The organism is Bradyrhizobium sp. SZCCHNRI3043 (genome assembly GCF_032377735.1).
GTDB lineage: Bacteria > Pseudomonadota > Alphaproteobacteria > Rhizobiales > Xanthobacteraceae > Bradyrhizobium.
On record NZ_JAUHID010000001.1, the window covers coordinates 329,222 to 352,594 of the forward strand.

25 protein-coding genes are annotated in these 23,373 nt (G+C 66.6%); 16 read left to right on the forward strand and 9 right to left on the reverse strand.

Annotated features, from left to right (window positions below):
• Positions 1–16 precede the first annotated feature (16 nt).
• On the reverse strand, positions 17–1,003 hold the full coding sequence (locus QX124_RS01550; protein ID WP_315795889.1) for a tripartite tricarboxylate transporter substrate binding protein: 987 nt from the start codon (positions 1,001–1,003) through the stop codon (positions 17–19).
• Positions 1,004–1,179: 176 nt separating this feature from the next.
• On the opposite strand from QX124_RS01550, the gene QX124_RS01555 reads away from it, so the two are divergent.
• From QX124_RS01555 to QX124_RS01575, 5 genes are all read left to right on the forward strand, one after another.
• Positions 1,180–2,985: a long-chain-acyl-CoA synthetase gene (locus QX124_RS01555; protein WP_315795891.1), complete on the forward strand. Its 1,806-nt coding sequence runs from the start codon at positions 1,180–1,182 to the stop codon at positions 2,983–2,985.
• 127 nt (positions 2,986–3,112) lie between these two features.
• Complete coding sequence (locus QX124_RS01560) at positions 3,113–3,358, forward strand: acyl carrier protein (protein WP_315716519.1); 246 nt, start codon at positions 3,113–3,115, stop codon at positions 3,356–3,358.
• Entirely contained in the window at positions 3,345–4,733 is a 1,389-nt protein-coding gene (locus tag QX124_RS01565) for an AMP-binding protein (RefSeq protein WP_315795892.1), read from the forward strand. The genes QX124_RS01560 and QX124_RS01565 overlap by 14 nt, the downstream gene beginning before the upstream one ends.
• Entirely contained in the window at positions 4,726–5,457 is a 732-nt protein-coding gene (locus QX124_RS01570; RefSeq protein WP_315736432.1) for an SDR family NAD(P)-dependent oxidoreductase, read from the forward strand. Before QX124_RS01565 ends, QX124_RS01570 begins: the two co-directional genes overlap by 8 nt.
• 99 nt (positions 5,458–5,556) lie before the next feature.
• Positions 5,557–7,851 (forward strand): heavy metal translocating P-type ATPase, encoded by a 2,295-nt coding sequence (locus QX124_RS01575; protein ID WP_315795894.1) that lies wholly within the window; start codon positions 5,557–5,559, stop codon positions 7,849–7,851.
• A 10-nt stretch (positions 7,852–7,861) separates the two neighbouring features.
• Here QX124_RS01575 and QX124_RS01580 read toward each other — a convergent pair whose 3' ends face one another.
• A complete protein-coding gene (locus QX124_RS01580; RefSeq protein ID WP_315772365.1) occupies positions 7,862–8,269 on the reverse strand; it encodes a hypothetical protein in 408 nt (135 codons plus the stop codon).
• Positions 8,270–8,425: 156 nt separating this feature from the next.
• Here QX124_RS01580 and QX124_RS01585 point away from each other — a divergent pair, with 156 nt between their 5' ends.
• Positions 8,426–9,142 (forward strand): MgtC/SapB family protein, encoded by a 717-nt coding sequence (locus QX124_RS01585; RefSeq protein ID WP_315795895.1) that lies wholly within the window; start codon positions 8,426–8,428, stop codon positions 9,140–9,142.
• 213 nt (positions 9,143–9,355) lie between these two features.
• Here QX124_RS01585 and QX124_RS01590 read toward each other — a convergent pair whose 3' ends face one another.
• Positions 9,356–10,159, reverse strand: a complete 804-nt coding sequence (locus QX124_RS01590; protein ID WP_315795897.1) for an RMD1 family protein — start codon at positions 10,157–10,159, stop codon at positions 9,356–9,358.
• Positions 10,160–10,308: 149 nt separating this feature from the next.
• Here QX124_RS01590 and QX124_RS01595 point away from each other — a divergent pair, with 149 nt between their 5' ends.
• Positions 10,309–11,457 carry a DUF3095 domain-containing protein gene (locus QX124_RS01595; RefSeq protein ID WP_315795899.1) on the forward strand — a complete coding sequence of 383 codons (1,149 nt, stop codon included), beginning with the start codon at positions 10,309–10,311 and terminating at the stop codon, positions 11,455–11,457.
• 7 nt (positions 11,458–11,464) lie between these two features.
• Here the strand turns inward: QX124_RS01595 and QX124_RS01600 are convergent, their stop codons facing one another.
• Both QX124_RS01600 and QX124_RS01605 read right to left on the reverse strand, forming a co-directional pair.
• Positions 11,465–11,899, reverse strand: a complete 435-nt coding sequence (locus tag QX124_RS01600) for a DUF2147 domain-containing protein (protein ID WP_315779200.1) — start codon at positions 11,897–11,899, stop codon at positions 11,465–11,467.
• Positions 11,900–12,933: 1,034 nt separating this feature from the next.
• Positions 12,934–13,467, reverse strand: coding sequence for a GNAT family N-acetyltransferase (locus QX124_RS01605; protein WP_315795901.1), 534 nt, complete (start codon positions 13,465–13,467; stop codon positions 12,934–12,936).
• Between the two features lie 105 nt (positions 13,468–13,572).
• Between QX124_RS01605 and QX124_RS01610 the strand changes: the two genes are divergently transcribed.
• The 9 genes from QX124_RS01610 to QX124_RS01650 all read left to right on the forward strand — a co-directional run bounded on the left by QX124_RS01610 (position 13,573) and on the right by QX124_RS01650 (position 20,292).
• A complete protein-coding gene (locus tag QX124_RS01610; protein ID WP_315753699.1) occupies positions 13,573–14,172 on the forward strand; it encodes a superoxide dismutase in 600 nt (199 codons plus the stop codon).
• Positions 14,173–14,349: 177 nt separating this feature from the next.
• Positions 14,350–14,736 (forward strand): fluoride efflux transporter CrcB, encoded by a 387-nt coding sequence (gene crcB / locus QX124_RS01615; protein ID WP_315795904.1) that lies wholly within the window; start codon positions 14,350–14,352, stop codon positions 14,734–14,736.
• Positions 14,737–15,045: 309 nt separating this feature from the next.
• The gene (locus QX124_RS01620; protein ID WP_315795906.1) at positions 15,046–15,240 is read left to right on the forward strand and encodes a hypothetical protein; all 195 of its coding nucleotides are present in this window, start codon (positions 15,046–15,048) and stop codon (positions 15,238–15,240) included.
• Positions 15,240–16,001 carry an ABC transporter ATP-binding protein gene (locus tag QX124_RS01625; RefSeq protein WP_315795908.1) on the forward strand — a complete coding sequence of 254 codons (762 nt, stop codon included), beginning with the start codon at positions 15,240–15,242 and terminating at the stop codon, positions 15,999–16,001. The genes QX124_RS01620 and QX124_RS01625 overlap by 1 nt, the downstream gene beginning before the upstream one ends.
• Positions 15,998–16,870: a metal ABC transporter permease gene (locus QX124_RS01630; RefSeq protein ID WP_409997648.1), complete on the forward strand. Its 873-nt coding sequence runs from the start codon at positions 15,998–16,000 to the stop codon at positions 16,868–16,870. The genes QX124_RS01625 and QX124_RS01630 overlap by 4 nt, the downstream gene beginning before the upstream one ends.
• Before the next feature lie 11 nt (positions 16,871–16,881).
• The gene (locus QX124_RS01635) at positions 16,882–17,757 is read left to right on the forward strand and encodes a metal ABC transporter substrate-binding protein (protein WP_315795910.1); all 876 of its coding nucleotides are present in this window, start codon (positions 16,882–16,884) and stop codon (positions 17,755–17,757) included.
• A gap of 70 nt (positions 17,758–17,827) precedes the next feature.
• A complete protein-coding gene (locus tag QX124_RS01640; protein ID WP_409997649.1) occupies positions 17,828–18,868 on the forward strand; it encodes a CobW family GTP-binding protein in 1,041 nt (346 codons plus the stop codon).
• Positions 18,868–19,887, forward strand: coding sequence for a WD40 repeat domain-containing protein (locus QX124_RS01645; protein WP_315795913.1), 1,020 nt, complete (start codon positions 18,868–18,870; stop codon positions 19,885–19,887). The genes QX124_RS01640 and QX124_RS01645 overlap by 1 nt, the downstream gene beginning before the upstream one ends.
• Before the next feature lie 84 nt (positions 19,888–19,971).
• Positions 19,972–20,292 (forward strand): hypothetical protein, encoded by a 321-nt coding sequence (locus QX124_RS01650; protein WP_315795915.1) that lies wholly within the window; start codon positions 19,972–19,974, stop codon positions 20,290–20,292.
• A gap of 191 nt (positions 20,293–20,483) precedes the next feature.
• On the opposite strand, the gene QX124_RS01655 is transcribed toward QX124_RS01650, so the two are convergent.
• The 4 genes from QX124_RS01655 to QX124_RS01670 all read right to left on the reverse strand — a co-directional run bounded on the left by QX124_RS01655 (position 20,484) and on the right by QX124_RS01670 (position 23,210).
• Positions 20,484–21,908 carry a homospermidine synthase gene (locus QX124_RS01655; RefSeq protein ID WP_315795917.1) on the reverse strand — a complete coding sequence of 475 codons (1,425 nt, stop codon included), beginning with the start codon at positions 21,906–21,908 and terminating at the stop codon, positions 20,484–20,486.
• 74 nt (positions 21,909–21,982) lie between these two features.
• The gene (locus QX124_RS01660) at positions 21,983–22,372 is read right to left on the reverse strand and encodes a RidA family protein (protein WP_315772379.1); all 390 of its coding nucleotides are present in this window, start codon (positions 22,370–22,372) and stop codon (positions 21,983–21,985) included.
• Positions 22,373–22,467: 95 nt separating this feature from the next.
• Positions 22,468–22,629, reverse strand: coding sequence for a hypothetical protein (locus QX124_RS01665; protein ID WP_315736449.1), 162 nt, complete (start codon positions 22,627–22,629; stop codon positions 22,468–22,470).
• A complete protein-coding gene (locus tag QX124_RS01670; RefSeq protein ID WP_315795920.1) occupies positions 22,617–23,210 on the reverse strand; it encodes an N-acetyltransferase in 594 nt (197 codons plus the stop codon). Before QX124_RS01670 ends, QX124_RS01665 begins: the two co-directional genes overlap by 13 nt.
• Between the last annotated feature and the right edge of the window lie 163 nt (positions 23,211–23,373).

Sequence of the window (23,373 nt, forward strand, 5' to 3'; positions counted from 1 at the left end):
GTTGCGGGCGCGGAGGTCAGTTCTTCGCGCTCACCTGCGGGACCAGCTTGCGCCAGTGCATGATCTCGGCGCGGTAGGTCGCGGCATAGACGCCGACGTCGCCGGTGAGCGGCGTGGCGCCGACCTCCGCGAACTGCCTGCTGATGTCGGGATCGGCCAGCGCGGCGTTGATCTCGCGGTTGAGCAGCTCGACGATGGCTTCCGGCGTGCCGTGCGGCACTGCGACGCCATAGAAGCCGGAGGTTTCGAACGCCGGCAGCACGTCGGCGACCGGCGGCAGATCGGGGAAGGCGGCGGCGCGCTCGCGGGTCGACACCGCCAGCGCCCGGACCTTGCCGCTGCGCAACAGGTCGACGGCGGAAGCGGCGTTGTCGAACATCGCGTGGATGTGGCCGGAGGCGAGGTCAGTCAAGGCCGGCCCCGAGCCACGATAGTGCACGGTGGACCAGGTGATGCCGCCGAGGGTCCGGAACAGCTCGGCCGACAGCAGTTGCACGGTGCTGGGGCCGGCGGAGCCGACGCTGAGCGTGCCCGGGTTGGCCTTGGCATAGGCCAGGAATTCGGGCAGCGTCTTGACTGGCAGCTGCCGGCTGACCAACAGCAGCAGCGGCATGCGCGCCATGCCGGCGACCGGCGTGAGACCTCCGTCGGCGCTCGGCGAGCCGTCGATCGAGGCCGTGATGACGTTGGCGGTCGAGGTCGCAAGGATCGTGTAACCGTCCGGCGGAGCGCTCGCGACGTTCTTGGTGGCGGTCGCGCCGCCCGCACCCGGCCGGTGATCGAGCACGAAGGGCTGGCCCAGTCGGCGGGTCAGCCGGTCGCAGATCAAGAGCGACAGCCGGCCGGTGGCCCCACCCGGAGCAAACGGAATGACCCAGGTGACAGGCTGAGCCGGATAGGGCGCATCAACTCCGGCGAACGCCGTGGTCGAAGTCATGGCTGCAACGCTGCTCCAGGCGGCGCAGCGCAGCAATGCGCGTCGTGTCATCGTGTCCTTGGGCATGCCGGCCTTCGCGTTGGCATGTTCTGGGAGCGGTACGCTAACCGGCATTTCCGAGAACTTCGTAAAGGATCGCATTCGCATCAACAGCGACGCACTCTCGGCCGGTTAACCCTCCCGGTTAACGGCTGGTCAGGCCACCCGGCCTATAAGCACGCCGAATTGGGGTGAGGGCGTTCATGAACTCCGGGCAGTCGGATCGATCTGTGGAACTCAGCACGTCCCCTCGAAGGCCGTCGGCGGCAAAGATCTGGCTGAAGGCGATCGAGCTGACCTCGCGCATCGAGGCAGAGCCGGCGCGGCTGTTCGCCGACGTGGTGGACGACTGGGCTGCGAAGCAGCCCGAACGGCCGGCGCTCGTCTCCGATCGCGAGACGCTGAGCTATTCCGCCCTGTCTGCGCGCATCAACCGATACGCCCGCTGGGCGCTGGCCAACGGCATCGGGCCTGGCCACACGGTCGCTTTGATGATGCCGAGCCGACCCGACTACCTGGCCGCCTGGCTTGGGGTCAGCCGCGTCGGCGGCGTGGTTGCGCTCATCAACACCAATCTGATCGGACCGTCGCTCGCGCATTGCATCAATGTGGCTCGGCCAGTCCATGTGATCGTCTCCAAGGACTTCCACGAAGCCTATACGGAGGTTGCGCCGGTGATCGCGGGCGGGCCGCGTGTCTGGGTTGCCGACGGCGGCGATCTCGACGTCGCGGTCGCCGCGATGGATACGCGCGCGCTCGACGCAACTGAGCGCCGCGCCGTGACGATCAACGACCGCGCGCTGCTGATCTACACCTCCGGCACGACGGGCCTGCCCAAGGCCGCCAGCATCAGCCATCGCCGCATCATGAACTGGGGCGGCTGGTTTGCTGGCCTCACCGGTGCAGGTCCCGACGATCGCCTTTATGACTGTCTGCCTGTCTATCATTCCGTCGGCGGCATCGTCGCGCCCTGCAGCATGCTGCGCGCCGGCGGTGCGGCGGTGCTCGCCGAGAAATTCTCGGCGAGCAAGTTCTGGCGCGACATCGTTCGTCACGATTGCACGCTGGTGCAATATATCGGCGAGCTCTGCCGCTATCTGCTGGCCGCCGCGCCGTCCGATTTCGACCGCGCCCATCGGCTGCGGCTCGCCTGCGGCAACGGAATGCGCGGTGACGTCTGGGAGGCGTTCCAGGCGCGCTTCGCCATCCCCCAGGTGCTGGAATTCTATGCCGCGACCGAAGGCAACTTCTCACTCTACAATGTCGAGGGCAGGGTGGGATCGATCGGGCGCGTGCCGTCGCTGCTTGCGCATCGCTTCCCCGCCGAAATCATCAAGCTGGACGCCGACCAGCGCGCACCCTTGCGCGGACCCGATGGGCGGTGCCTGGTCTGCGCGCGCGGCGAGATCGGCGAGGCCATTGGCCGCATCGGTACGGCGGACCAGGGAGGCGGCCGCTTCGAGGGCTATACCGACACGGGCGAGACCGAGAAGAAGATCCTGCGCGACGTCTTCGCGAAGGGCGATGCCTGGTTCCGCACCGGCGACCTGATGCGCCAGGATGACCAAGGCTTCTTCTATTTCGTCGATCGCGTCGGCGACACCTTCCGCTGGAAGGGCGAGAACGTCGCGACCAGCGAGGTGAACGAGGCGATCCTGCAATGTCCCGGCGTGTTGGAAGCATCGACCTATGGGGTCGTCGTGCCGGGCTGCGATGGACGCGCCGGCATGGCGGCGCTCGTTGTCGGCGAGAGCTTCGATCTCGATCGCCTCTCCGTAGAACTTGCCTGCCGGTTACCGCCCTATGCGCGGCCGGTGGCGCTCCGCATCACGTCGTCGCTGCAGTCGACCGAAACATTCAAGCAGAAGAAGCAGGAGCTGATGCGCGACGGCTTCGATCCGTCGATCGTGCACGAGCCGCTCTACGTGCGGGACGCCGGGACGGGTGCCTATTGCCCGCTCGATCGGGATCTCCATGCGCGGATCCTCGCCGGCGAGGTTCGTTTGTAGATGATTTTAATCATAGGCCGTGATGGGTATTTACCAACGGTCCCGAAAGATGGCTGGGAAGTCCGGCTTCCTTCACCTTCTCGTCCTATGGTCGGTTTCATCGTTTGAACAGTGAGCGGATTGGCCCATGTCGGTACGGTTAAGAATCATTGCAGCGATCAAGCAGATTGCGGACGAGCAGAAGGTCAAGCTGCCGCCGCTGACCGACGAACTGACGTTGCACGAGACCGGCTTCGACTCGCTCGCTTTTGCCATCCTGGTCGCCCGTCTCGAGGACGATCTCGGCGTCGATCCATTCACACTGTCCGAGGACGTGACGTTCCCCAACACGATAGGCGACTTCATCGGGGCCTATGAGAATGTCCCCGCGTGAGATCTTCGCTCTTCGCGACCATCTCGGGACCGCGCTGACCGAGCGGACGATCTCCGATCCGCGTCACGTCCTATCGCTCGCCGAGCTCTCGCGTGGAAGCTGCCTCGGCGGCCGCACCAAAGAGCTCAACGGACGTTCGGTGCTGCTGGCGACCTCCGGCCAGTTGCTCGCCGGCCTCGCGCTGATCGAGATCGACGGCGTCGCGGGGCGCCTGCTGTTGTGTCCGCCGGATCTCAAGGGCGAGCATCTCGCCAGCATCATCGCCGATGCGGACATCGACGTCATTGTGACCGATGAGGTCCAGCGTTTCGACGCCTGCGGCGTGGATCTCGTGATCGAGGTCGCCCTGCCGCAACCTTCTGTCGAGGTGGTGCAGACGGTGCGCGCCACCGAATGGCTGATGCTGACATCAGGCACATCGGGCGTGCCGAAGATTGTCGGGCATACGCTCGAGGGCCTGTGCGGCGCGATCATCGGCGACCGTCCGGGTCCTGGCGAAGCGATGCCGGTGTGGGCGACCTTCTACGACATTCGCCGCTATGGCGGCCTGCAGATCTTCCTGCGTGCCATCGTCGGCGGTGGCTCGATGGTGCTGTCGGATCCGGGCGAGGGGCTCACGGACCACATCGCGCGTCTCAACGCGCGCGGCGTCACTCACATGTCCGGAACGCCGTCGCATTGGCGCAAGCTGCTGATGAGTGGGTCGGTGGAAGGCTTTGCGCCGCGCTATGTGCGTCTCTCCGGCGAGATCGCCGACCAGGCCGTGCTCGACGGATTGAAGCAGGCATTTCCCGACGCTTCGATCGGTCATGCCTACGCCTCGACGGAGGCCGGCGTCGGCTTCGCGGTCAATGATGGGCTGGAGGGTTTTCCTGCGACGCTGCTCGGCGAAGGCCGCGGGGCCGTCGACATGAAGGTCGTCGACGGCTCGCTGCGCATCCGCTCCAGGCGCGCGGCGCACGCCTATGTCGGACGCGCTGCGGCTGCCCTGACCGATACGGACGGCTATGTCGACACCGGCGACATGGTCGAGCTGCGCGGCGATCGCTACTACTTCGTCGGGCGCCGCAACGGCATCATCAATGTCGGCGGGCTCAAGGTCCATCCCGAAGAGATCGAAGCCGTGATCAATGGCCATCCCGAGGTGCGGATGTCGCGCGCCAAGTCGCGACGCAGCCCGATCACCGGCGGCATCGTCGTCGCCGAGGTCGTGCTGACGGCGGATGCCGATCCGGCGCGGAGTAAGACGGTTCGCAACGAGATCCTCGCCGCGTGTCGCGCGCGTCTCGCGGCTCACAAGGTGCCGGCGATGATCCGCGTCGTGCCAGCGCTCGACGTCACACCGGCCGGAAAGCTGGCGCGCGCCGATGCATAATGTTCTCGTCACCGGCGGCAGCCGTGGCATCGGGCTCGCCATCGCGCGCAGGCTCGCGGGAGCGGGCTATGACGTCATCGCGGTGGCCCGCCGGGAGAGCGACGAACTGCGCGCAGCGATGGCCGAGTTCAGCGCCAGCAGCGCCGGCATTCATTTCCGCGCCTGCGACCTCAGCGTCGTTGACGACCTTCCGGCCTTCGTGAAGTCGGTCCGCGACGAGTTCGGTCCGCTCTATGGTCTCGTCAACAATGCCGGTCTCGGCACTGAAGGGCTGCTCGCGACCATGCACAATTCGGAGATCGAGGCGCTGGTGCGGCTCAACGTGCTGGCGCCGATGATCCTGACGAAATACGTCGTTCGCCACATGATGGCCGCGGGCGAAGGGCGGGTGATCAACATCTCCTCGATCATCGCCTCTACCGGCTACAACGGCCTGTCCGTCTACGGCGCGACCAAGGCGGCCGCCAACGGCTTCACGCGCTCGCTGGCGCGCGAGGTCGGCAAGGTCGGCATCACCGTCAACGCGATCGCGCCGGGCTTCATCGCCACCGAGCTGACGCAGAGCATGGACGAGGAGCAGCAGCGGCGCATCGCCGGCCGGAGCGCGTTGCGGCGGCTGCCGGAAACCGATGACGTGGCCGCGATGGTTGAATTCCTGCTCGGCGACGGCGGGCGCAATGTCACCGGCACCGTGCTGACGGTCGACGCAGGCAATACCGCCTGAGGCCATTTGCGGCGATCGGTCGCTCTCGCCGTTGATTTCGCTCAAGCGTCCGACGCGCGGCGGCAGCGATAGTGCCGGCGCAATCCGGAACCGGTATCCATGTTCGAGCGCATTCTGCGGTGGAGCCTCGTCGCAATCGCAATCGCGGGCCTCGCCGCGGGCGGCCTCGCGCATGTGCTCGGTCGCCCCGATCTTGCCGGGATCGCGTTCACGGCCTCGACCGTTCCTGTTATCCTCGGGCTGATCGTCTCGATCGTCCGCGATTTCCTGGCCGGCCGCATCGGCGTCGACGCGATTGCGCTGGTGTCGATGAGCGCGGCAATCATCCTCGGCGAGCCGCTGGCTGGCGCTGTCGTGGCGCTGATGTATTCCGGCGGCAACGTGCTGGAAGACATTGCCGTCGCCCGCGCCGAGCACGATCTGCGGGCGCTGGTCGATCGCGCGCCGCGCGAGGCGCATCGCCGCCGTGGCGACGACATCGACAACGTTCCGATCGCCAGCGTCGCGGTCGGTGATCGCCTGATGGTCCGCGCCGGCGAAATCATCCCGGTCGATGGCATGGTCGAAGCGACCATCGCCGTCGTCGACGAGTCGGCGCTCACGGGTGAGCCGATCCCGGTGACGAAGACGCGCGGGATGGCGATCCTTTCGGGATCGGTGAACGCCGGCGACACGTTCGAAATGGTGGTCACGGCCACCGCGGGAGAAAGCACCTATGCCGGCATCGTCAAGCTGGTGACGACGGCCCAGACCGCGAAGGCGCCGTTCGTGCGGCTTGCCGACCGCTATGCCCTGATCTTTCTGCCCGTCAGCCTCGCCATTGCGGCGGCCGCCTGGTTCGCCTCGGGCGATCTGATCCGGAGCCTTGCGGTGCTGGTCGCCGCGACGCCCTGCCCGTTGATCCTCGCCGCACCCGTGGCCTTCATCGCGGGGGTCGCGCAGGCCGCGCGCAGCGGCATCCTGGTCAAGGGCGGCGGCAAGCTGGAGGCGCTCGCGCGTGCCCATACCGTGCTGTTCGACAAGACGGGCACGCTGACCGTCGGCGGCGCGCGGCTGCTCTCGGTCGACGCGGCACCGGGCGAGGACGCCGATGCGGTACTGCTGCTCTGCGCATCGCTCGAGCAGGCCTCGCACCACGTGGTGGCGCACGCGATCGTTCAGGCCGGCCAGGCCCGCGGGCTGAAGCTGAAGGTGCCCGAACAGGTCAGGGAGACCATGGGCTCGGGCCTCGAAGGGCTGATCGATGGCCGCCATGTGATGGCGGGCTCGCGCGACCTCGTGCTCGGCAGCCGCACGCCGCCGGCTTGGGCGGCGCGCGCGATCCGCCGGGCGTCGTGGCGTTCGGCCCTGATCGTCTTCGTTGCCGTCGAGGGGCGCCCGATCGGGGCGCTGCTGCTGGCCGACGAGCTGCGCGCGGATACGCCGCGGGCGATCCGCTGGCTGCGCGAGGCCGGCATCGCGCGCATGGTCATGGTGACCGGGGACCGCGCCGCGGCCGCACAGGCGATCGGCGCGGCGCTCGACCTCGACGCCGTGCTGGCGGACCGTGTTCCCTCCGACAAGGTGGAGGCGGTCAAGACCGAGCAACGGCTGCATCCCACGATCATGGTCGGCGACGGCATCAACGATGCCCCTGCGCTGGCCTCCGCCGATGTCGGCATCGCGCTCGGCGCCCGCGGCGCCAGCGCCTCGTCGGAAGCCGCCGACGTGGTCATTCTCGCCGATCGGCTCGATCGGGTGGGCGAGGCGATCGTGATCGCGCAGCGCGCCCGGCGCATCGCCCTGGAGAGCATCTTCGTCGGCATGGGCCTGTCGTTTGTCGCGATGGGGGCCGCCGCCTTCGGCCTGCTGCAGCCGGTGCCTGCCGCCCTGGCCCAGGAGGCCATCGACGTCGCCGTCATCCTGAACGCGCTCCGCGCTTTGTTCCCGGCTGGCCGCAGCAAGGCCGGCCGGATCACGGCCGAAGACGGCCGCGGGCTCAGGCATGATCACCAGGCGCTGCTGCGCGGCCTCGACCGCCTGCGCTCGATCGTCGATGCGCTCGACGAGGCCTCGCCCGACAGCGCCGTGGCGCTGATCATGGAGGCGAACGGCCTGGTGCAGGACAAGGTCGTGGCGCATGAGCGCGACGACGAAGGCTCGGTCTATCCGAAGCTCGCGCGGCTCCTGCAGGAGAGCCATGGCCTGTCGGCGATGAGCCGGGCGCATCGCGAGATACTGCATCTGGCGCGGCTGCTCGGCCGGCTGGTCGAGGATCTGCCGTCCGAGCATGTGGACCGCTATCTGATCCGCGATGCGCAACGGGTGATCGAGGCGATCGAGACGCTGGTGCGCATGCACACGGCGCAGGAGGACGACATCTACGAGGCCGTGGTGGCGCGCTCGGCCGCCTGAGCCGTTCGCGTCAGCCCGGATGTCGCGGCAGGTCGATCCGCTCGTTGGCAAATTCCGCAGGACCTTCGATCAGGCGGCGAATCCGCCGCTGGCGCTCGTCGGCCGACAGGTTCGGGTCGAGCATCCGATCGATCAGCCGGATCGCATTCTGCTCGATGGCGACGGGATCCTGCGACGTGAGCTGCCCTGTTGCTGCCGGCCGCGATGCATGCAGGCCGATCGTGAGCAATTGGCCGATGGCGTCGGAGCGTGTCATCTGGTGGGCCTCCGCCCAGGCGTCGATCTCGGCGGTGAGCTCCTGGGACAGCTTCACCGCACTCACCGCATCATGCCCCAGCCGGACGGCCGGGCTGTGATCCCTGCGGACGTCGGAGAATGGCGTCATGTGTTTGCCGGACGTCATCTGCCTGTTGATCATATTAGCCTAAAATATGCGGGAGGGACTGGGATTTGATTTCGATCAAGGACGTCCTAAGAAAGCGGCTTCTCGCGGCGGTTCCGCCGCCGGATGCCACGCGTGTCGCTGCCGCCAGGCGGGCCACGGAGCACAATACCGCAGACAGTCGGCAAGCCCATGCGATTCCTCCACACCTTCCAGGTCTATGATTTCCTCGACACGCTCGTCAGCCTGTTCACGGCTTTCGTGCTGGGGACGCTGATCGGCGCCGAGCGGCAATACCGGCAGCGCAGCGCCGGGCTGCGCACCAACGTGCTGGTGGCCGTCGGCGCGGCCGCCTTCGTCGACCTCGGCAACCGCCTCACCGGCGCCGACGGCGCGGTGCGGATCATCGCCTATGTGGTGTCGGGGATAGGCTTCCTCGGCGCCGGCACGATCATGAAGGAGGGCATGAACGTCCGCGGGCTCAACACCGCCGCGACGCTGTGGGCGTCCGCCGCGGTCGGCGCCTGCGCCGGCGCCGACCTGATCGCGCAATCGGTGGCGCTGACCGTGTTCGTGCTGGCCGGCAACACGCTGTTGCGGCCGCTGGTCAACGCGATCGATCGCATCCCGCTCAATGCGCAGACGTCGGAGGCGCACTACGAGATCGTCCTGACCACCGACGGGCTGCGCGCCGCCGAGTTGCGCGAGGCGCTCGACGAGCGGCTGGAGGCGGCCAAATACCCGGTGCGGGAGACCGAGGTCGTCTATCGGTCGGAGGACATCGTCGAGATCGTCGCGACGCTGGTGCCGCTCGCGGTCGATGCGGTCGATCTCGACCGCGTCGTGTCCGAGCTGGCGAAGCTCGCCGGGGTCCGTCATGCGACCTGGAACGTCAGAGCGCTGGTGTGACGGCATTGGCCGACCAGCATCGCCGCACCGGCGGCGGGGCGCTCGCCACACCTCGTGGCTGCCGGCCGCCGGCGGTCGTCGCAAGCTCCCCACCCACGTCATGGTTCGACATCCCCCGCATCGCTCATCGCGCCCAGGCGAAAGTTCCATGTCGCGCCTGAACCATCGCTGAATGCAACGCCCTCGGTCGCCCGGCGTGCGGCAGCTCCATCGTCAGTGCCCGCCGCGGGCGAAGATCTCGTAGAAGCCGAGCACGATCTCGCTGGCAATCAGGATGACGACGATCACCTCGAGCCGCAGCGAGCGCTTGGTGTCGATGATGTCGGCGAGCGTGGTCGCCGTCTCGGCGATCACCGCGAGCTTGCGGTTGAGGGTTTCCTCCCGTTCCTTCAGCTCATACTCGTCCTCGAGCCGCGCATAGAGCCGCTCCAGATCGGGCCGGTCCCACAACACGTCCGGCTTCTCGCCGACCGCCACGCGGCCGGAGACCCGGTGCTGCACCAGCAGCGCCTCGCCGAGCAGCTTGAGCATCGCCACCCGGCTCTTCGAGGTTCGCCCCAGCATCGCCAGCTCGCGCGCGAACGGCTCGATGGTGTCGAACACGTTGGCGATCTCGCGCTCGCTGCGGCCGAGCACGACGCTTTTCGCCAGCGCATCGGCGACGATGAGCAGTCGCTCCAGCGACAATTCCTTGACCAGGACCGGGCCGCCGACCGGGATCGGCTCGTCGGATTCGCGCGCGACCTGGACCTTGGCCGTCTCTTCCTCGTGCGGCGCGATCGGGCCGAACAGCCGCGCGCTCAGCCGGTCGAGGAAGTTGATCTCCTCGGCCACCGACAGGCCGATGAAGACGACGACGCCGTAGCGGAAGACCACGGCGACTCCCGTCTCGCCGATGCGGACCGCAAGCGGCGTCGCCGACAGCACCTGGCCTTCGAAGCCGGCGGTATTGATGCGGTCCGCGATCTGGAGCGCGCGGGCGGCGAGTTGTGGAACGGGGGAGCTGTCGGCCATCATGGCGAAAGGCTAGCACGTCGAACCCGACAGAACGATAACGCGGCGCAAGCCTGGCGACACGTCCGCTGCCAAATATCGTTGCGTGAACCCGCTTGACAGGAATGAACGTAGCTCCTCATTGGACGCGCACCCCGGACGGATGCCTCTCGATGTCGAAGACCAGCGCTGCGGACTACTATGCCTCGATTCCGGTGTTTCGCGGCTTTGCGCGCCTGATGGAGCCGCAGCTCTACCAGCCGGTGCCGGATGATTGGCTGATCGGCACGGCCGACATCGTCGAGTCGACCAAGGCGATCGCCGACAAGCGCTACAAGGCGGTCAACATGGCCGGGGCGGCGGTCATCGCCGCGGTCACCAATGCCTTGGAGGGGCGCGAATTCCCGTTCGTGTTCGGCGGTGACGGCGCCAGCTTCGCCGTCAGCCCGGATGACGAAGCGGCCGCGCGCGAAGCCCTTGCCTCCACCGCGACCTGGGTCAAGGAGGATCTCGCTCTCGCGATGCGCGTCGCGCTGGTCCCCGTGACGGCCATCCGCGCGCAGGGGCTCGACGTCCGCGTGGCGCGCTACGGTCCATCGGCCAATCTGTCCTATGCGATGTTCGCGGGCGGCGGATTGGGCTGGGCCGAGACTGCGATGAAGCGGGGCGAGTTCGCGATTCCGCCGGCGCCGTCCGGTGCGCAGCCCGATCTGTCCGGACTCTCGTGCCGCTTCGAGGAGATTCCGGCGGCGCGTGGGGTCATTCTGTCGGTGCTGGTGCTGCCGGCCCCGAGCGCGGATGCGCAGGCCTATCGCAAGGTGATCGAGGAGATCATCACGCTCACCGAGCGCAGCCCCGATGCCGGGCGGCCGGTGCCGGCCGGCGCGCCGGCGTTGCGATGGCCGCCGCAGGGATTTGGCTACGAGGTCCGCGCCGCGCGCGGACTGCTGTTTTCGCGCTGGGCCCGCGTGCTCGGACGTACGCTGTTCGTCTATGCCGTGATGCGGTTCAACATCAGCATCGGCGGCTTTGTGCCGGATCTCTACAAGCAGCAGGTGGTCGAGAATTCCGACTTCCGCAAATATGACGATGCGCTGCGCATGATCCTCGACTGCACCGACGAGCTCGCGCAGGAGCTGGAGCGCCGGCTTGGCGCGGCGGCCTCGCGCGGCATCGTCCGCTACGGGCTGCATCGGCAGGATGCCGCGATGATGACCTGCTTCACGCCGTCCGCGATCCGGCCCGATCACGTCCACTTCATCGACGGCGCACGAGGCGGCTACGCGTCGGCTGCGACCGCGTTGAAAGCCGCGGTCGCCTGAGCGCGGATCAGCGGGAGCGGGTCCAGGTCTCGCCGCCGCACAGCGATCCGACGCAGCCTTCCACCTTCAGCGTATCCGGGCCGGAAACGGAGATGTGGCTGGTGTAGCTCTGGCCGTCGTCGGCGTTGTAGATCTTGCCGGACCATTTGTTCGGCCCCTCCGAGTGAACGCCTTCGAACAGTTGCAGCCCGATGATCGGGCGGTTGGCCAGCGAGCGATTCGGATTCTTGTTGTCGACGGCCGGCTTGCCGGTGTCGGTGTCCATCGGCTCCTTCAGCCACACGACGGTGCCGCAGAGATTGGCGCCGCATTTGGCGACCTTGATCCTGGCGTCGCCCGCCTGGGTCAGCCAGGTGCCGGTCGGATCATCGGCGGCCAAAGCGGGCTGCGCCATCACGACGGTCGCCAGCGCAAGACCAGCCAAACGCAATTTCCAAATCATCTTACCCCCCGTTGAAGCCGCGTTTCCATAACAGCAAACGGCGCAGTTGCAATCGTCGAGGTGCGGTTGTCCAAGGCATGATCATCACGATCAGGTGCATTGCCGACGGGGCGTCTCAATCCCTTGTTCGATTGTCTCATGGCATGCGCCGGGAAAAGGCTTTGACTGCCGCAACAAACTCCGCTGTCGTCCCGGCCCTTGAGCGGGACCCATACCCCCAGGGAGCGGTTTGAGGCACGCCGGCCATTGGCTTTTCGCATCTCACGTCCGCCGCGGCGTATGGGTCCCGGATCGGCGCCATGCTGCGCTGGCGCGCGTCACGGCTTGTCCGGGACGACGACGGCGGGTGAGGCGGTTTCACGGTTCAAACAGCGATGGACATAGCTTTGCAGTCTCGCGGCCCTTCACGCCCGAGGTCTGCGATCATCGTGGCCCTTGCAAAAATGCAGAGGGCGCAGGGAATGCCGGGTGAAGGCCTCACCCATGGCCCGCCTGCGAAAAAAATGCAGGCGGCAGGTACCACAGGCAAAGCCGATTCAACCGGCATTCCCTGCGCGACGGTCTTCACGCTTATACGCAGTCTCCCTGGTGCGCCGGGCTTGTTGGCCACCATCCCCAGCGCCATGCGTTAGCATTGCGCCAGGTTGACACCAGCTTCGGGGTGTCAGGACGCTGCGACTTCACGTCCGCGCGCTACCGTTCGTCCGCACGCCGATAAGCATGCTGCGGCAGCAACGCGGCCATCGCATCCCCACCTCGCGTGTCGTGACGATCGCGCGCAACGCCCCTCGCGGTGAGGCGGGATGCCGGGATACAATCATGATTTCGTAAAAAACGCAAGAGAATTATTTTTTCCGGAAGACTGCCATGTGCTCCGCTGTCGTCCCGGCCTTGAGCCGGGACCCATACTCCGCAGCGGACATCATGGGCAAAGCGCCAATGACCCGCGTGCCTCAAACATCTCCCTGCGGGTATGGTCCCGGATCTGCGCGCGCGTGCCGCGCGCTTGTCCGGGACGACAGGGAAGAGCGGCCTCACCACGGCAGGCCGCAGAGGTCGATGGTGCCGCGCGTCGGCGCGGTGCGCTTGACGTCGTGCACGAGCGCAGACAGCGTGTCGAAGCGGATGCGGCCCTGCTCGGGCTGCTCGGCGTAGACGTCGCCGTCGAACGGAATGAAGCCGCGTGCCGTATAGAAGGGGATGCGATCCGCCGCGCAGAACAGGACGGCGTAGTTGATCGAGTCCTCGTGCCGCAGGGTCTGGATCGCCGCGTTCAGTCCCACCGTGGCGAGACCGCGGTTGCGCATGTCGGCGCGCGTCAAAACGCCGCCGATGCCGCCGACATTGACGTTCTGACCGTTCCATTTCACGAGTCGGCGATAGATGCCGACATGGCAGAGCACCTCGCCGCTCTCGTCCTGTACCAGCACCCGCAGGTCGGCATGCGCAAATGTGATACCTGCCCACGGTAATCCGGCGACCACCTCCGGCGGCCAAACCGCGTCGTAAAGCGGCTTGACCAGCGGCCAGGCGACGTCACCATTCAATATGTCGATCTCGATGCTCATCAAAGCGGCTCGCTTTTTCCAAATTCACGGTGTTTTACGGTGTCGGAACCTTCTATAAGAAGGTCCCGTTAAATCCCGTCTTCCACAAGTTGCGGAACCGCCCCCATGACCTTTACGCTTCCCCCCCTGCCTTACGCCTATGAAGCCCTCGGACCCTACATGTCCAAGGAGACGCTCGAGTACCATCACGACAAGCATCATCAGGCCTATGTGACCAACGGCAACAATGCGATCAAGGGGACCGAATTCGAAGGCAAGTCCCTCGAGGAGATCGTCAAGGGCTCGTTCGGCAAGAACCCCGCGGTGTTCAACAATGCCGGCCAGCACTTCAACCACATCCATTTCTGGTCGTGGATGAAGCCGAACGGCGGCGGCTCCAAGCTGCCTGGCCGGCTCGAGAAGAAGATCGACGAGGATCTCGGCGGCTTCGAGAAATTCAAGGCCGACTTCGCGGCCGCCGGCGTCGGCCAGTTCGGCTCCGGCTGGTGCTGGCTCTCGGTCAAGAACGGCAAGCTCGAAATCTCCAAGACCCCGAACGGCGAGAACCCGCTGGTGCATGGCGCGACCCCGATCCTCGGCTGCGATGTCTGGGAGCACTCCTACTACATCGACTATCGCAACCGCCGTCCCGACTATCTGAAGGCGTTCGTCGAGAACCTGATCAACTGGGACTACGTCGACGAGCTCTACGGCAAGGCGATCTGATCGCGAGCCGGGCGAGACACCAGGGCGGCGGCTTCGGCTCGCCGCCCTTTTTCATGCCCGACGCGGTTTGATGCGGGCAATCCTTGCAAGGCGGAAGCCGCTGCGGCAAAAGTTTTGCATCTTTTGTGGCAAGGGCAGGGCATCCATTCTCGCGATGCCTGCTGCAGGTGAGGTCCCGTGAATCAGCTGGTCGGATATTTTCTCGTCTTCTTCGGCGGCGGCTGCGGCGCCTCGCTACGGCACGCGATCAACATGGCCAGCGCCAGGGCATTCGGGACGGACTTCCCGTACGGCACCTTTATCATCAACATCACCGGCTCCACCGTGATGGGCCTGATCGCCGGCTACCTCGCCTTCAAGGGCGAAGCGCCCCAGCATTGGCGGCTGTTCCTGATGACCGGCATCCTCGGCGGCTACACCACGTTCTCGGCGTTCTCGCTCGACACCGCGCTGCTGTACGAGCGGGGTGCGCTGGGCCTAGCCGCGCTGTATGTGCTGGGATCGGTCGGGATTTCGATCGCGGGCCTGTTCGGCGGCCTGGCCCTGGTGCGGTATCTTAGCTGACAAATTGGCTGCCGAGGGCAGGTCGATCGAGGGAGAGGCGCCTCCTCTCCACACCGTCATGGCCGGGACAAGCCCGGGCATGACGAGAACCCAATTGGCAGCTCTGTCCTGGCGACCGTTTTATCGGAGAGCGGCGCGATCTCTCCTCCGTCATTGCGAGCGGAGCGACGCAATCCAGAATCCCTCCGCGCAGGCAGCCTGGATCGCTTCGCTGCGCTCGCGATGACGAGTGCGTCGAAGACCTTCGGCCCCAGAAACCCCCCGGCCGCGGTGGACAGAGGTGATGTTATAATGTAACATTATGACGAGATGACCCAGTCCGCCCTCCAGAGTCACAACCATACCCATACGCACGGCCATGCCCACAGCCACGGCCCCGCCGCGCCGCATCCGGCGCAGGCCGCGCCGTGGTCGATCCTGCGCATGCCCGTGACCACGCGGCTCGGCGCAGCGTTGGTCGCCAGCGCCGTGTTGTGGCTGATCGTCTGGCTGGCGATGCGGTGATGACGGCGATGGCACAACTGCAATTCCGCGACGTTACCTTGGGCTATGACCGCCACCCGGCGGTGCATCACCTCACGGGCGAGGTCGCGACGGGCGCGCTGCTCGCGGTGGTCGGTCCCAACGGCGCCGGCAAGTCGACCCTGTTCCGCGGCCTTGTCGGCCTGCTCAAGCCGCTCGCCGGCACCATCACGGCCGCCGGTGTGAGGCCGCGCGAAATCGCCTATCTGCCGCAGATCGCCGATATCGACCGCTCCTTCCCGATCTCGGTGTTCGATTTCGTCAGCACCGGACTGTGGCGCAGCACCGGCATGTTCGGCGGCATCGGCGCGGTCGCGCGCGAGAAGATCGCGCAGGCGATCGCAGCCGTCGGGCTGACCGGCTTCGAGGGGCGCGGCATCGGCACGCTGTCGGGCGGCCAGATGCAGCGCATGCTGTTCGCGCGCGTGCTGCTGCAGGATGCCCGCGTGATCGTGCTCGACGAGCCGTTCAATGCGATGGACACGAAGACCTCGGCCGACCTGTTGCAACTGATCGAGCACTGGCATGGCGAGCGGCGCACCGTGCTGGCGGCGCTGCACGACATGGACATGGTGCGCGCGCATTTCCCGCAGACCCTGCTGCTGGCGCGCGAGGCCGTGGCCTGGGGACCGACGGCGGAGGTGCTGACCGCCGACAATCTGTCGCAGGCGCGTCGGATGTGCGAGGCGTTCGACGATGCCGCCGCGCCCTGCGTGCCCGCGCAAGCCTCCAAGGCGGCATGATGCTGCGCGAGGTGCTGTTCGCTCCGTTCTCGGATTTCGAGTTCATGCGCCGCGCGCTCGCCGCGGTCATCGCGCTGTCGCTCGGCTCCGGACCGATCGGCGTTTTCCTGATGCTCAGGCGCATGAGCCTGGTGGGCGATGCCATGGCCCACGCGATCCTTCCCGGCGCGGCGATCGGTTTCCTGCTGTCGGGGCTCAATCTGTTCGCGATGACGACCGGCGGCCTGATCGCCGGCTTCGCCGTGGCGCTGCTATCGGGCCTCGTGTCGCGCTCGACCGGGCTGAAGGAGGACGCGTCGCTCGCGACCTTCTATCTGGCGTCACTCGCGATCGGCGTCACCATCGTCTCGGTCAAGGGCACCAACGTCGATCTCTTGCACGTGCTGTTCGGCAACATCCTGGCGATGGACGATCCGACTTTGCTGATGGTCGCGACCAACGCCACCATCACGCTCGTGGTGCTCGCCGTGATCTACCGCCCGCTGGTGGTGGAGAGCGTCGATCCCTTGTTCCTGCGCACGGTGAGCCGGGCCGGTGCGCCGGCGCATCTGATCTTCCTCGCCCTGATCGTCGTCAATCTGGTCAATGGATTCCAGGCGCTGGGCACCTTGCTTGCGGTCGGCCTGATGATCCTGCCGGCGGGGATCGCCCGGTTCTGGTCGCGCGACGTCACGCCGATGATCTGCATCGCGGTCGCCTCTGCGATCGTCTCCGGCTATGTCGGGCTGGTGCTGTCGTTCCAGACCCGCATTCCCTCGGGGCCTGCGATCATCCTGGTCGCGTCCTTGCTCTATCTCACCTCGGTGCTGTTCGGACGCGTGGGCGGCGTGCTTCCGCAACTGTTTCCGGGACGCCATCTCGAAGCTTGAAGTCGATGCCCATGAAACGCCTGCTGTCCGCGCTGAGCCTGCTCTTCGGCCTTGTTCTGATTGTCCCCGCATCGGCCGAGACCCGGCTGAGCGTCGTCACCAGCTTCTCGATCCTCGCCGATTTCGTCCGCCAGGTCGGCGGCGACAAGGTCAATGTCGCCTCGCTGGTCGGGCCGGACAGCGACGTGCACGTCTACACGCCGACGCCGCATGATGCGAAGGATGTCGGCGCCGCGCAGCTCCTGATCGTCAACGGCCTCGGGCTGGAGGGCTGGCTGCCGCGGCTGCAGCAGGCCTCCGGCAGCAAGGCGCCGATCGTCGTCGCCACCCAGGGCATCACCCCGCGCAAGCGCGGCTCGGATGCCGATCCGCATGCCTGGCAGTCGGTCGGCAATGCCAAGGCCTATGTGAAGAACATCCGCGATGCGCTGGTCGCGGCCGACCCCACAGATGCGGAGGTCTTCAAGGCCAATGCGGAGCGCTATCTCGGCGAGCTCGATGCGCTCGACCGCGAGGTCCGCGCCGAGATCGACAAGATCCCGGCCGAGCGGCGCAAGGTGATCTCGACCCATGACGCCTTCGGTTATTTCGCCGATGCGTATGGCGTCGCCTTCATCGCCCCGCTCGGCGTCTCCACCGAGACCGAGCCGTCGGCCCGCGACGTCGCCGAGATCATCCGCCAAGTGAAAAAAGCGGGGATTCCGGCCGTCTTCCTGGAGAATTTCAACGACGACCGGCTGGTCGGCCGGATCGCCGCTGAGACCGGGGCGAAGATCGGCGGCACGCTGTATTCCGACGCCCTGAGCGATGAAAAGGGCCCCGTTCCCACTTACATTGCCATGGTCAGGCACAATATAAGGGCCCTGACGAGCGCGCTGGTCCGTTAGGGTTTTCGAGCCCTCGCGGCGGTGCGCTTTTGAGCCATTTTCGACGCGATCTGAGGTTTTCGGAGTGAGCATGTCCGACGCGAGCAAGACACCAGTGACGGTCCTGACCGGCTATCTCGGGGCCGGCAAGACCACGCTTCTGAACCGCATCCTCTCGGAAGACCACGGCAAGAAATACGCCGTCATCGTCAACGAATTCGGCGAGATCGGTATCGACAACGACCTCATCGTCGGCGCCGACGAGGAAGTGTTCGAGATGAACAACGGCTGCATCTGCTGCACCGTGCGCGGCGATCTCGTGCGCATCATCTCCGGCCTGATGCGGCGCAAGGGCAAGTTCGACGCCATCATCGTCGAGACCACCGGGCTGGCCGATCCGGCGCCTGTGGCGCAGACCTTCTTCGTCGACGAGGACGTGCAGAAGAACGCGCGGCTCGACGCGGTCGTGACGGTGGCCGACGCGAAGTGGCTGTCGGACCGGCTCAAGGATGCGCCGGAGGCCAAGAACCAGATCGCGTTTGCCGACGTCATCGTGCTCAACAAGACCGATCTCGTCACCAAGCCGGAGCTCGCCGAGGTCGAGGCGCGCATCCGCGCCATCAACCCCTACGCAAAGCTGCATCGCACCGAGCGCTGCCAGATCGCGATCTCGGATGTGCTGGAGCGCGGCGCGTTCGATCTCGACCGCATTCTGGAGATCGAGCCGCAATTCCTCGAAGCGGGCGACGATCACGATCATCACCACCATGATCACGACCACGGCCATGATCACCATCATCATCACGATCACGGCCTGAAGCACTATCACGACGAGGAGATGCAGTCGCTGTCGCTGCGCTCCGACAAGCCGCTCGATCCGTCGAAGTTCATGCCGTGGCTGCAGAACCTGGTGCAGACCGAGGGCGGCAAGATCCTGCGCTCCAAGGGCATCCTGTCGTTTCAGGACGATGACGACCGCTACGTCTTCCAGGGCGTGCACATGATGCTCGAAGGCGATCATCAGCGGAAGTGGAAGCCCGACGAGGCGCGCCAGAGCCGCGTCGTCTTCATCGGCCGCGAGCTGCCGGAAGACGCTATCCGCGAAGGTTTCGAACGCTGCATCGTGACCTGATGACGTCGTTCGACCAGAGCGGCGAGGCCGCATCCATCGTGTCCGTCACCGACAAGGTGAAGCCGGTCTCGCTCGGCATGGCGGTCACGGCCGTGCACTATCTCGGCGATCGTGCCGTCTTCGTCGGCACCGAGGAGAGCGTCGCTGTCGTCGACGGCGACGGCGAGATCAGCAAGGTGGATGTCACCGGCGGCGGCATCCTGTCGGCGGTGTCGGACGGATCGCGGATCGTGATCGGCGGCGATGACGGCAAGGTTTCCTCGCTCGACAAGGCGGGCAGCGTCAGCGTGCTCGTGACCGATCCGAAGCGGCGCTGGATCGACAACGTTGCGCTTCATCCGGATGGTGCGATCGCCTGGTCGGTCGGCAAGACCGCGTTCGTGCGTCAGCCCAAGGGCGAGGAGAAGTCGCTCGAGGTGCCCTCGACCGCGGGCGGACTTGCGTTTGCGCCGAAGGGCCTGCGGCTCGCGATCGCGCATTACAACGGCGCGACCTTGTGGTTTCCCAACATGGCGGGCGAGCCGGAATTTTTAGGATGGGCCGGCTCGCATCACGCCGTCACTTTCAGCCCGGACAACAAGTTCCTGGTCACCGCGATGCACGAGCCGGCGCTGCACGGCTGGCGCCTAGCTGACTCCAGGCACATGCGGATGACCGGCTACCCCTCGCGGGTGAAATCGATGTCCTGGGGCAGCGGCGGCCGTTTCCTGGCGACATCGGGGGCCGACATGGTCATCCTGTGGCCGTTCGTCGGCAAGGATGGTCCGATGGGCAAGGAGCCGGCGATGCTGGCGCCGATGAAGGCCAAGGTCACTGCGGTCGCCTGCCATCCCAAGCAGGACATCCTGGCCTGCGGCTACGAGGACGGCACCGTGCTGATGGTGCGGATGCAGGACGGCGCCGAGATCCTGGTGCGGCGGAACGAGACGCCGCCGATCGTGGCGCTGGGCTGGAATGCTGCGGGAACGTGGCTCGCATTCTCGGACGAAAGCGGCGAGGCCGGCCTGCTGCGGCTCTGATGGGGCACTGGGGCGCAGGCTCCGATGGAACCTCGCAGGCGCGTGACCGTTGTTCCGCACATCACAGGATGCGGATGACAAGCCATGGCCTTGATCAACAGCAAACAGACGTTGCGCCGGGACATGCTGCTGGCAGGCGGCCTGCTCGGCCTGGGCGCGCTGGTGGCCATCATCTCGCTGACCGAGATCATGGCCAATCATCTCGACCAGATCGCGCAGGCGACGCCCTCAGCCTCGCCTGAGCCGTCAGCGACACCGGCCGAGTCCAAGCCCGGCGGCACCCGCCCGACCACGCCGGCGCCAGAGCCCGCGCGCCCTGACGTGGAAGCTCAAAAGGAAGGCGCCAAGCCTGCGCTGCCGCCAGCCCCGGCCGAGAAGATCGCGCCGACGATGGAGCGGAAGTAGCTGGAGAGGCCCAAACGCGGCCACAAATTCCGCTGTCGTCCCGGCGAACGCCGGGACCCATAACCCCAGGACGTCGTTCGAGGCGGGCTGTTAGCTCCATCTCCCGTCTCATACCCGCCGGGGAGTATGGGTCCCGGGTCGGCGCCACGACGGCGTTGCCGTCGTGGCTTGCCCGGGACGACAGTGGAGGTTTACCGCACCAGGATGTTGCGGAATTGCCAGGGATCGGACGTGTCGATATCCTCGGGGAACAGGCCCGGGCGGTCGTTCAGCGGCGTCCAGTCCGTGTAGTAGCCCTTCACCGGGCCGAGATACGGCGACTGGATCTCCAGGCAGCGGCGGAAGTCCATCTCGTCGGCTTCGACGATGCCGGCGGTCGGGTTTTCCAGCGCCCACACCATGCCGGCGAGCACGGCGGACGAGACCTGCATGCCGGTCGCGTTCTGATACGGCGCGATGCGGCGGGTCTCCTCGATCGAGAGCTGCGAGCCGTACCAATAGGCGTTCTTGCCGTGGCCGTAGAGCAGCACGCCGAGCTCGTCGATGCCGTCGACGATCTCGTTCTCGTCGAGGATGTGCCACTTTCCCTGCATCTTGCCGGTGGCGCCGAAGATCTCGTGCAGCGACAGCACGGCGTCATTGGCCGGGTGATAGGCGTAGTGGCAGGTCGGGCGATAGACGACCTTGTCGCCGTCGCGCACGGTGTAGTAGTCGGCGATCGAGATCGATTCGTTGTGGGTCACCAGGAAGCCATATTGCGCGCCCGGCGTCGGGCACCACGAGCGCACGCGGGTATTGGCGCCCGGCTGCAGCAGATAGATCGCAGCGCCGCAGCCCTCGGTGTGGCGGCGGCCGTTCTCCGGCATCCATGCCTCGTGCGTGCCCCAGCCGAGCTCGGCCGGCTGCATGCCCTCGGAGACGAAGCCCTCGACCGACCAGGTGTTGACGAACACGTCCATCGGCTTCGGATTCCTGGAGCGCTGGGTGTCACGCTCCGCGATGTGGACGCCCTTGACGCCGAGTTTCTGCATCAGCTGCGCCCAGCCCTCGCGGCTCTTCGGCTCGACGATCTCGGTCTTGGTGTCCTTGGCGATGTCGAGCAGCGCCTGCTTGACGAACCAGGAGACCATGCCGGGATTGGCGCCGCAGGTGGAGACGGCGGTGGTGCCGCCCGGGCTCTTGCGGCGGGCGGCCAGCAGCGTCTCGCGCAGCGCGTAGTTGGAGCGCTGCTCGACGCCCATCTGCTTGTCGAAATAGAAGCCGGCCCACGGCTCGACGACGGTGTCGATGTAGAGCGCACCGATCTCCCGGCACATCGTCATGAGGTCGACCGAGGAGGTGTCGACCGACAGGTTGACGCAGAAGCCCTGGCCGCCGCCCGCGGTCAGCAGCGGCACCAGCAGCTCGCGGTAGTTGTCGCGGGTCACGCCCTGCTGGATGAAGCGCACGCCATGCTTCTTCGCCAGCGCGCCGTCGTCATGCGGATCGATGATGACGAAGCGGCTCTTGTCGTAGTCGAAATGGCGTTCGATCAGGGGCAGGGTGCCCTTGCCGATCGAGCCGAAGCCGATCATCACGACGGGGCCGGTGATCTTCGCGTGGATCTGCGAGCTCATGAATGGTTCTCCGCGAAAGGTGCGTGGGATGGATGGATTCAGGCGGCGCGCCGCCTTCAGACGCTGCGCCGCTTTTAGGTGCTGCGCCGCTTGGCCGTGACCTCGATCTCGACCTTCATCTCGGGCTTGAGCAGGCCTGCGACGACCACCATCGTGGCTGCCGGACGGATGTCGCCGAGCACGTCGCCGCAGACCGCGAAATGGGCATCCGCGTCGTTGACGTCGGTGAGGTAGTAGGTCGCGCGGACGATATCGGCCATCTCGAAGCCGCCCTCCTGCAGGGCGGCGGCGATGGTCTTGAAGCAGTTGCGTGACTGGCTCGTGACATCGGCCGGCATCGTCATGGTGGTGTAGTCGTAGCCGGTGGTGCCGGCGACGAAGGCGAAGTCGCCATCGACGACGGCGCGGCTGTAGCCGAAGCTCTTCTCGAACGGTGATCCGGTAGAGATCAGACGGCGGGACATGGCGGACCTCGTGGTGGGATTTTCGGGGGTTAAAGAGCTTTTGCTGCACCTGCGCAACCCCTGAGGGGCTGCTGCGGCGTCCGTTGCCGAAATGCCTAACGCAGGCGGGTGACGTCAGGTCCGGCGGGCGGCGTGCTGCTCCAGCGCCGCGCCACGATGTCGCGGACGATCATGATCCCGAGCAGGATCAGCAGGAGCGTCGGCAGCAATGTCCGCCGCCGCGGTGCGTGCCCGTCGCGGGCGGTTACGCCGCGCATGATACCAGCCGCTCCTTGCGGCTGCGGCGGGCCTTCCGCTCCCGGGCGCCGGTGGCGAGGATCGGGCCTGCGGCGCCGTCGAGCGCACCCTCGACCAGCTCGAGCCCGAGCAAGCGCTCGCGCGCGAACGGGCCGGGCAGCTCCAGCTCAGCGGTCTGCGCGACCGAGAAGCCGAAGCGGGCGTAATAGGGCGCATCGCCGAGCAGGATCACTGCGCCATGGCCGCGCGACGCCGCGATCATCAGCGCGGCGTTCATCAGCGCAGCGCCGACGCCGAGGCTGCGCGCCTCACGCGCGACCGCCAGCGGTCCCAGCATCAACGCATCGCGTCCGCCGGCGCTGACGTGCCACAACCGCAGCGTTCCCACCAGGGCGCCGCCGCGCACCGCCGACAAGGCGAGGCCTGCGGCGGGCGCGCGCCCGTCGCGCAGGCGCTGGCAGGTGCGCTCATGGCGGTTGTCGCCGAAGCAGGCATCCAGCAGCGTCTCGCGCGCCGCGACGTCGGAAGCACACTCGCTGCGGATCACGAACGGAGCGGAAGTCCGAGCAGGCGCAGTCGAAGGGATGCGAAAAGCGGTCATGGCACGTCAGTCCCCGGCCTGCGCCGCGAGCCACCGCCCGCGCGCAAACACGTGATGTCAGGTTGAAGGTGACGGTCTATCGCTCCCTCCCCCGCTTGCGGGGGAGGGTCGGGGTGGGGGCAGCCCCACCCGAAGCTTCGCGTCGTCTCACCCGCAAGCGGGT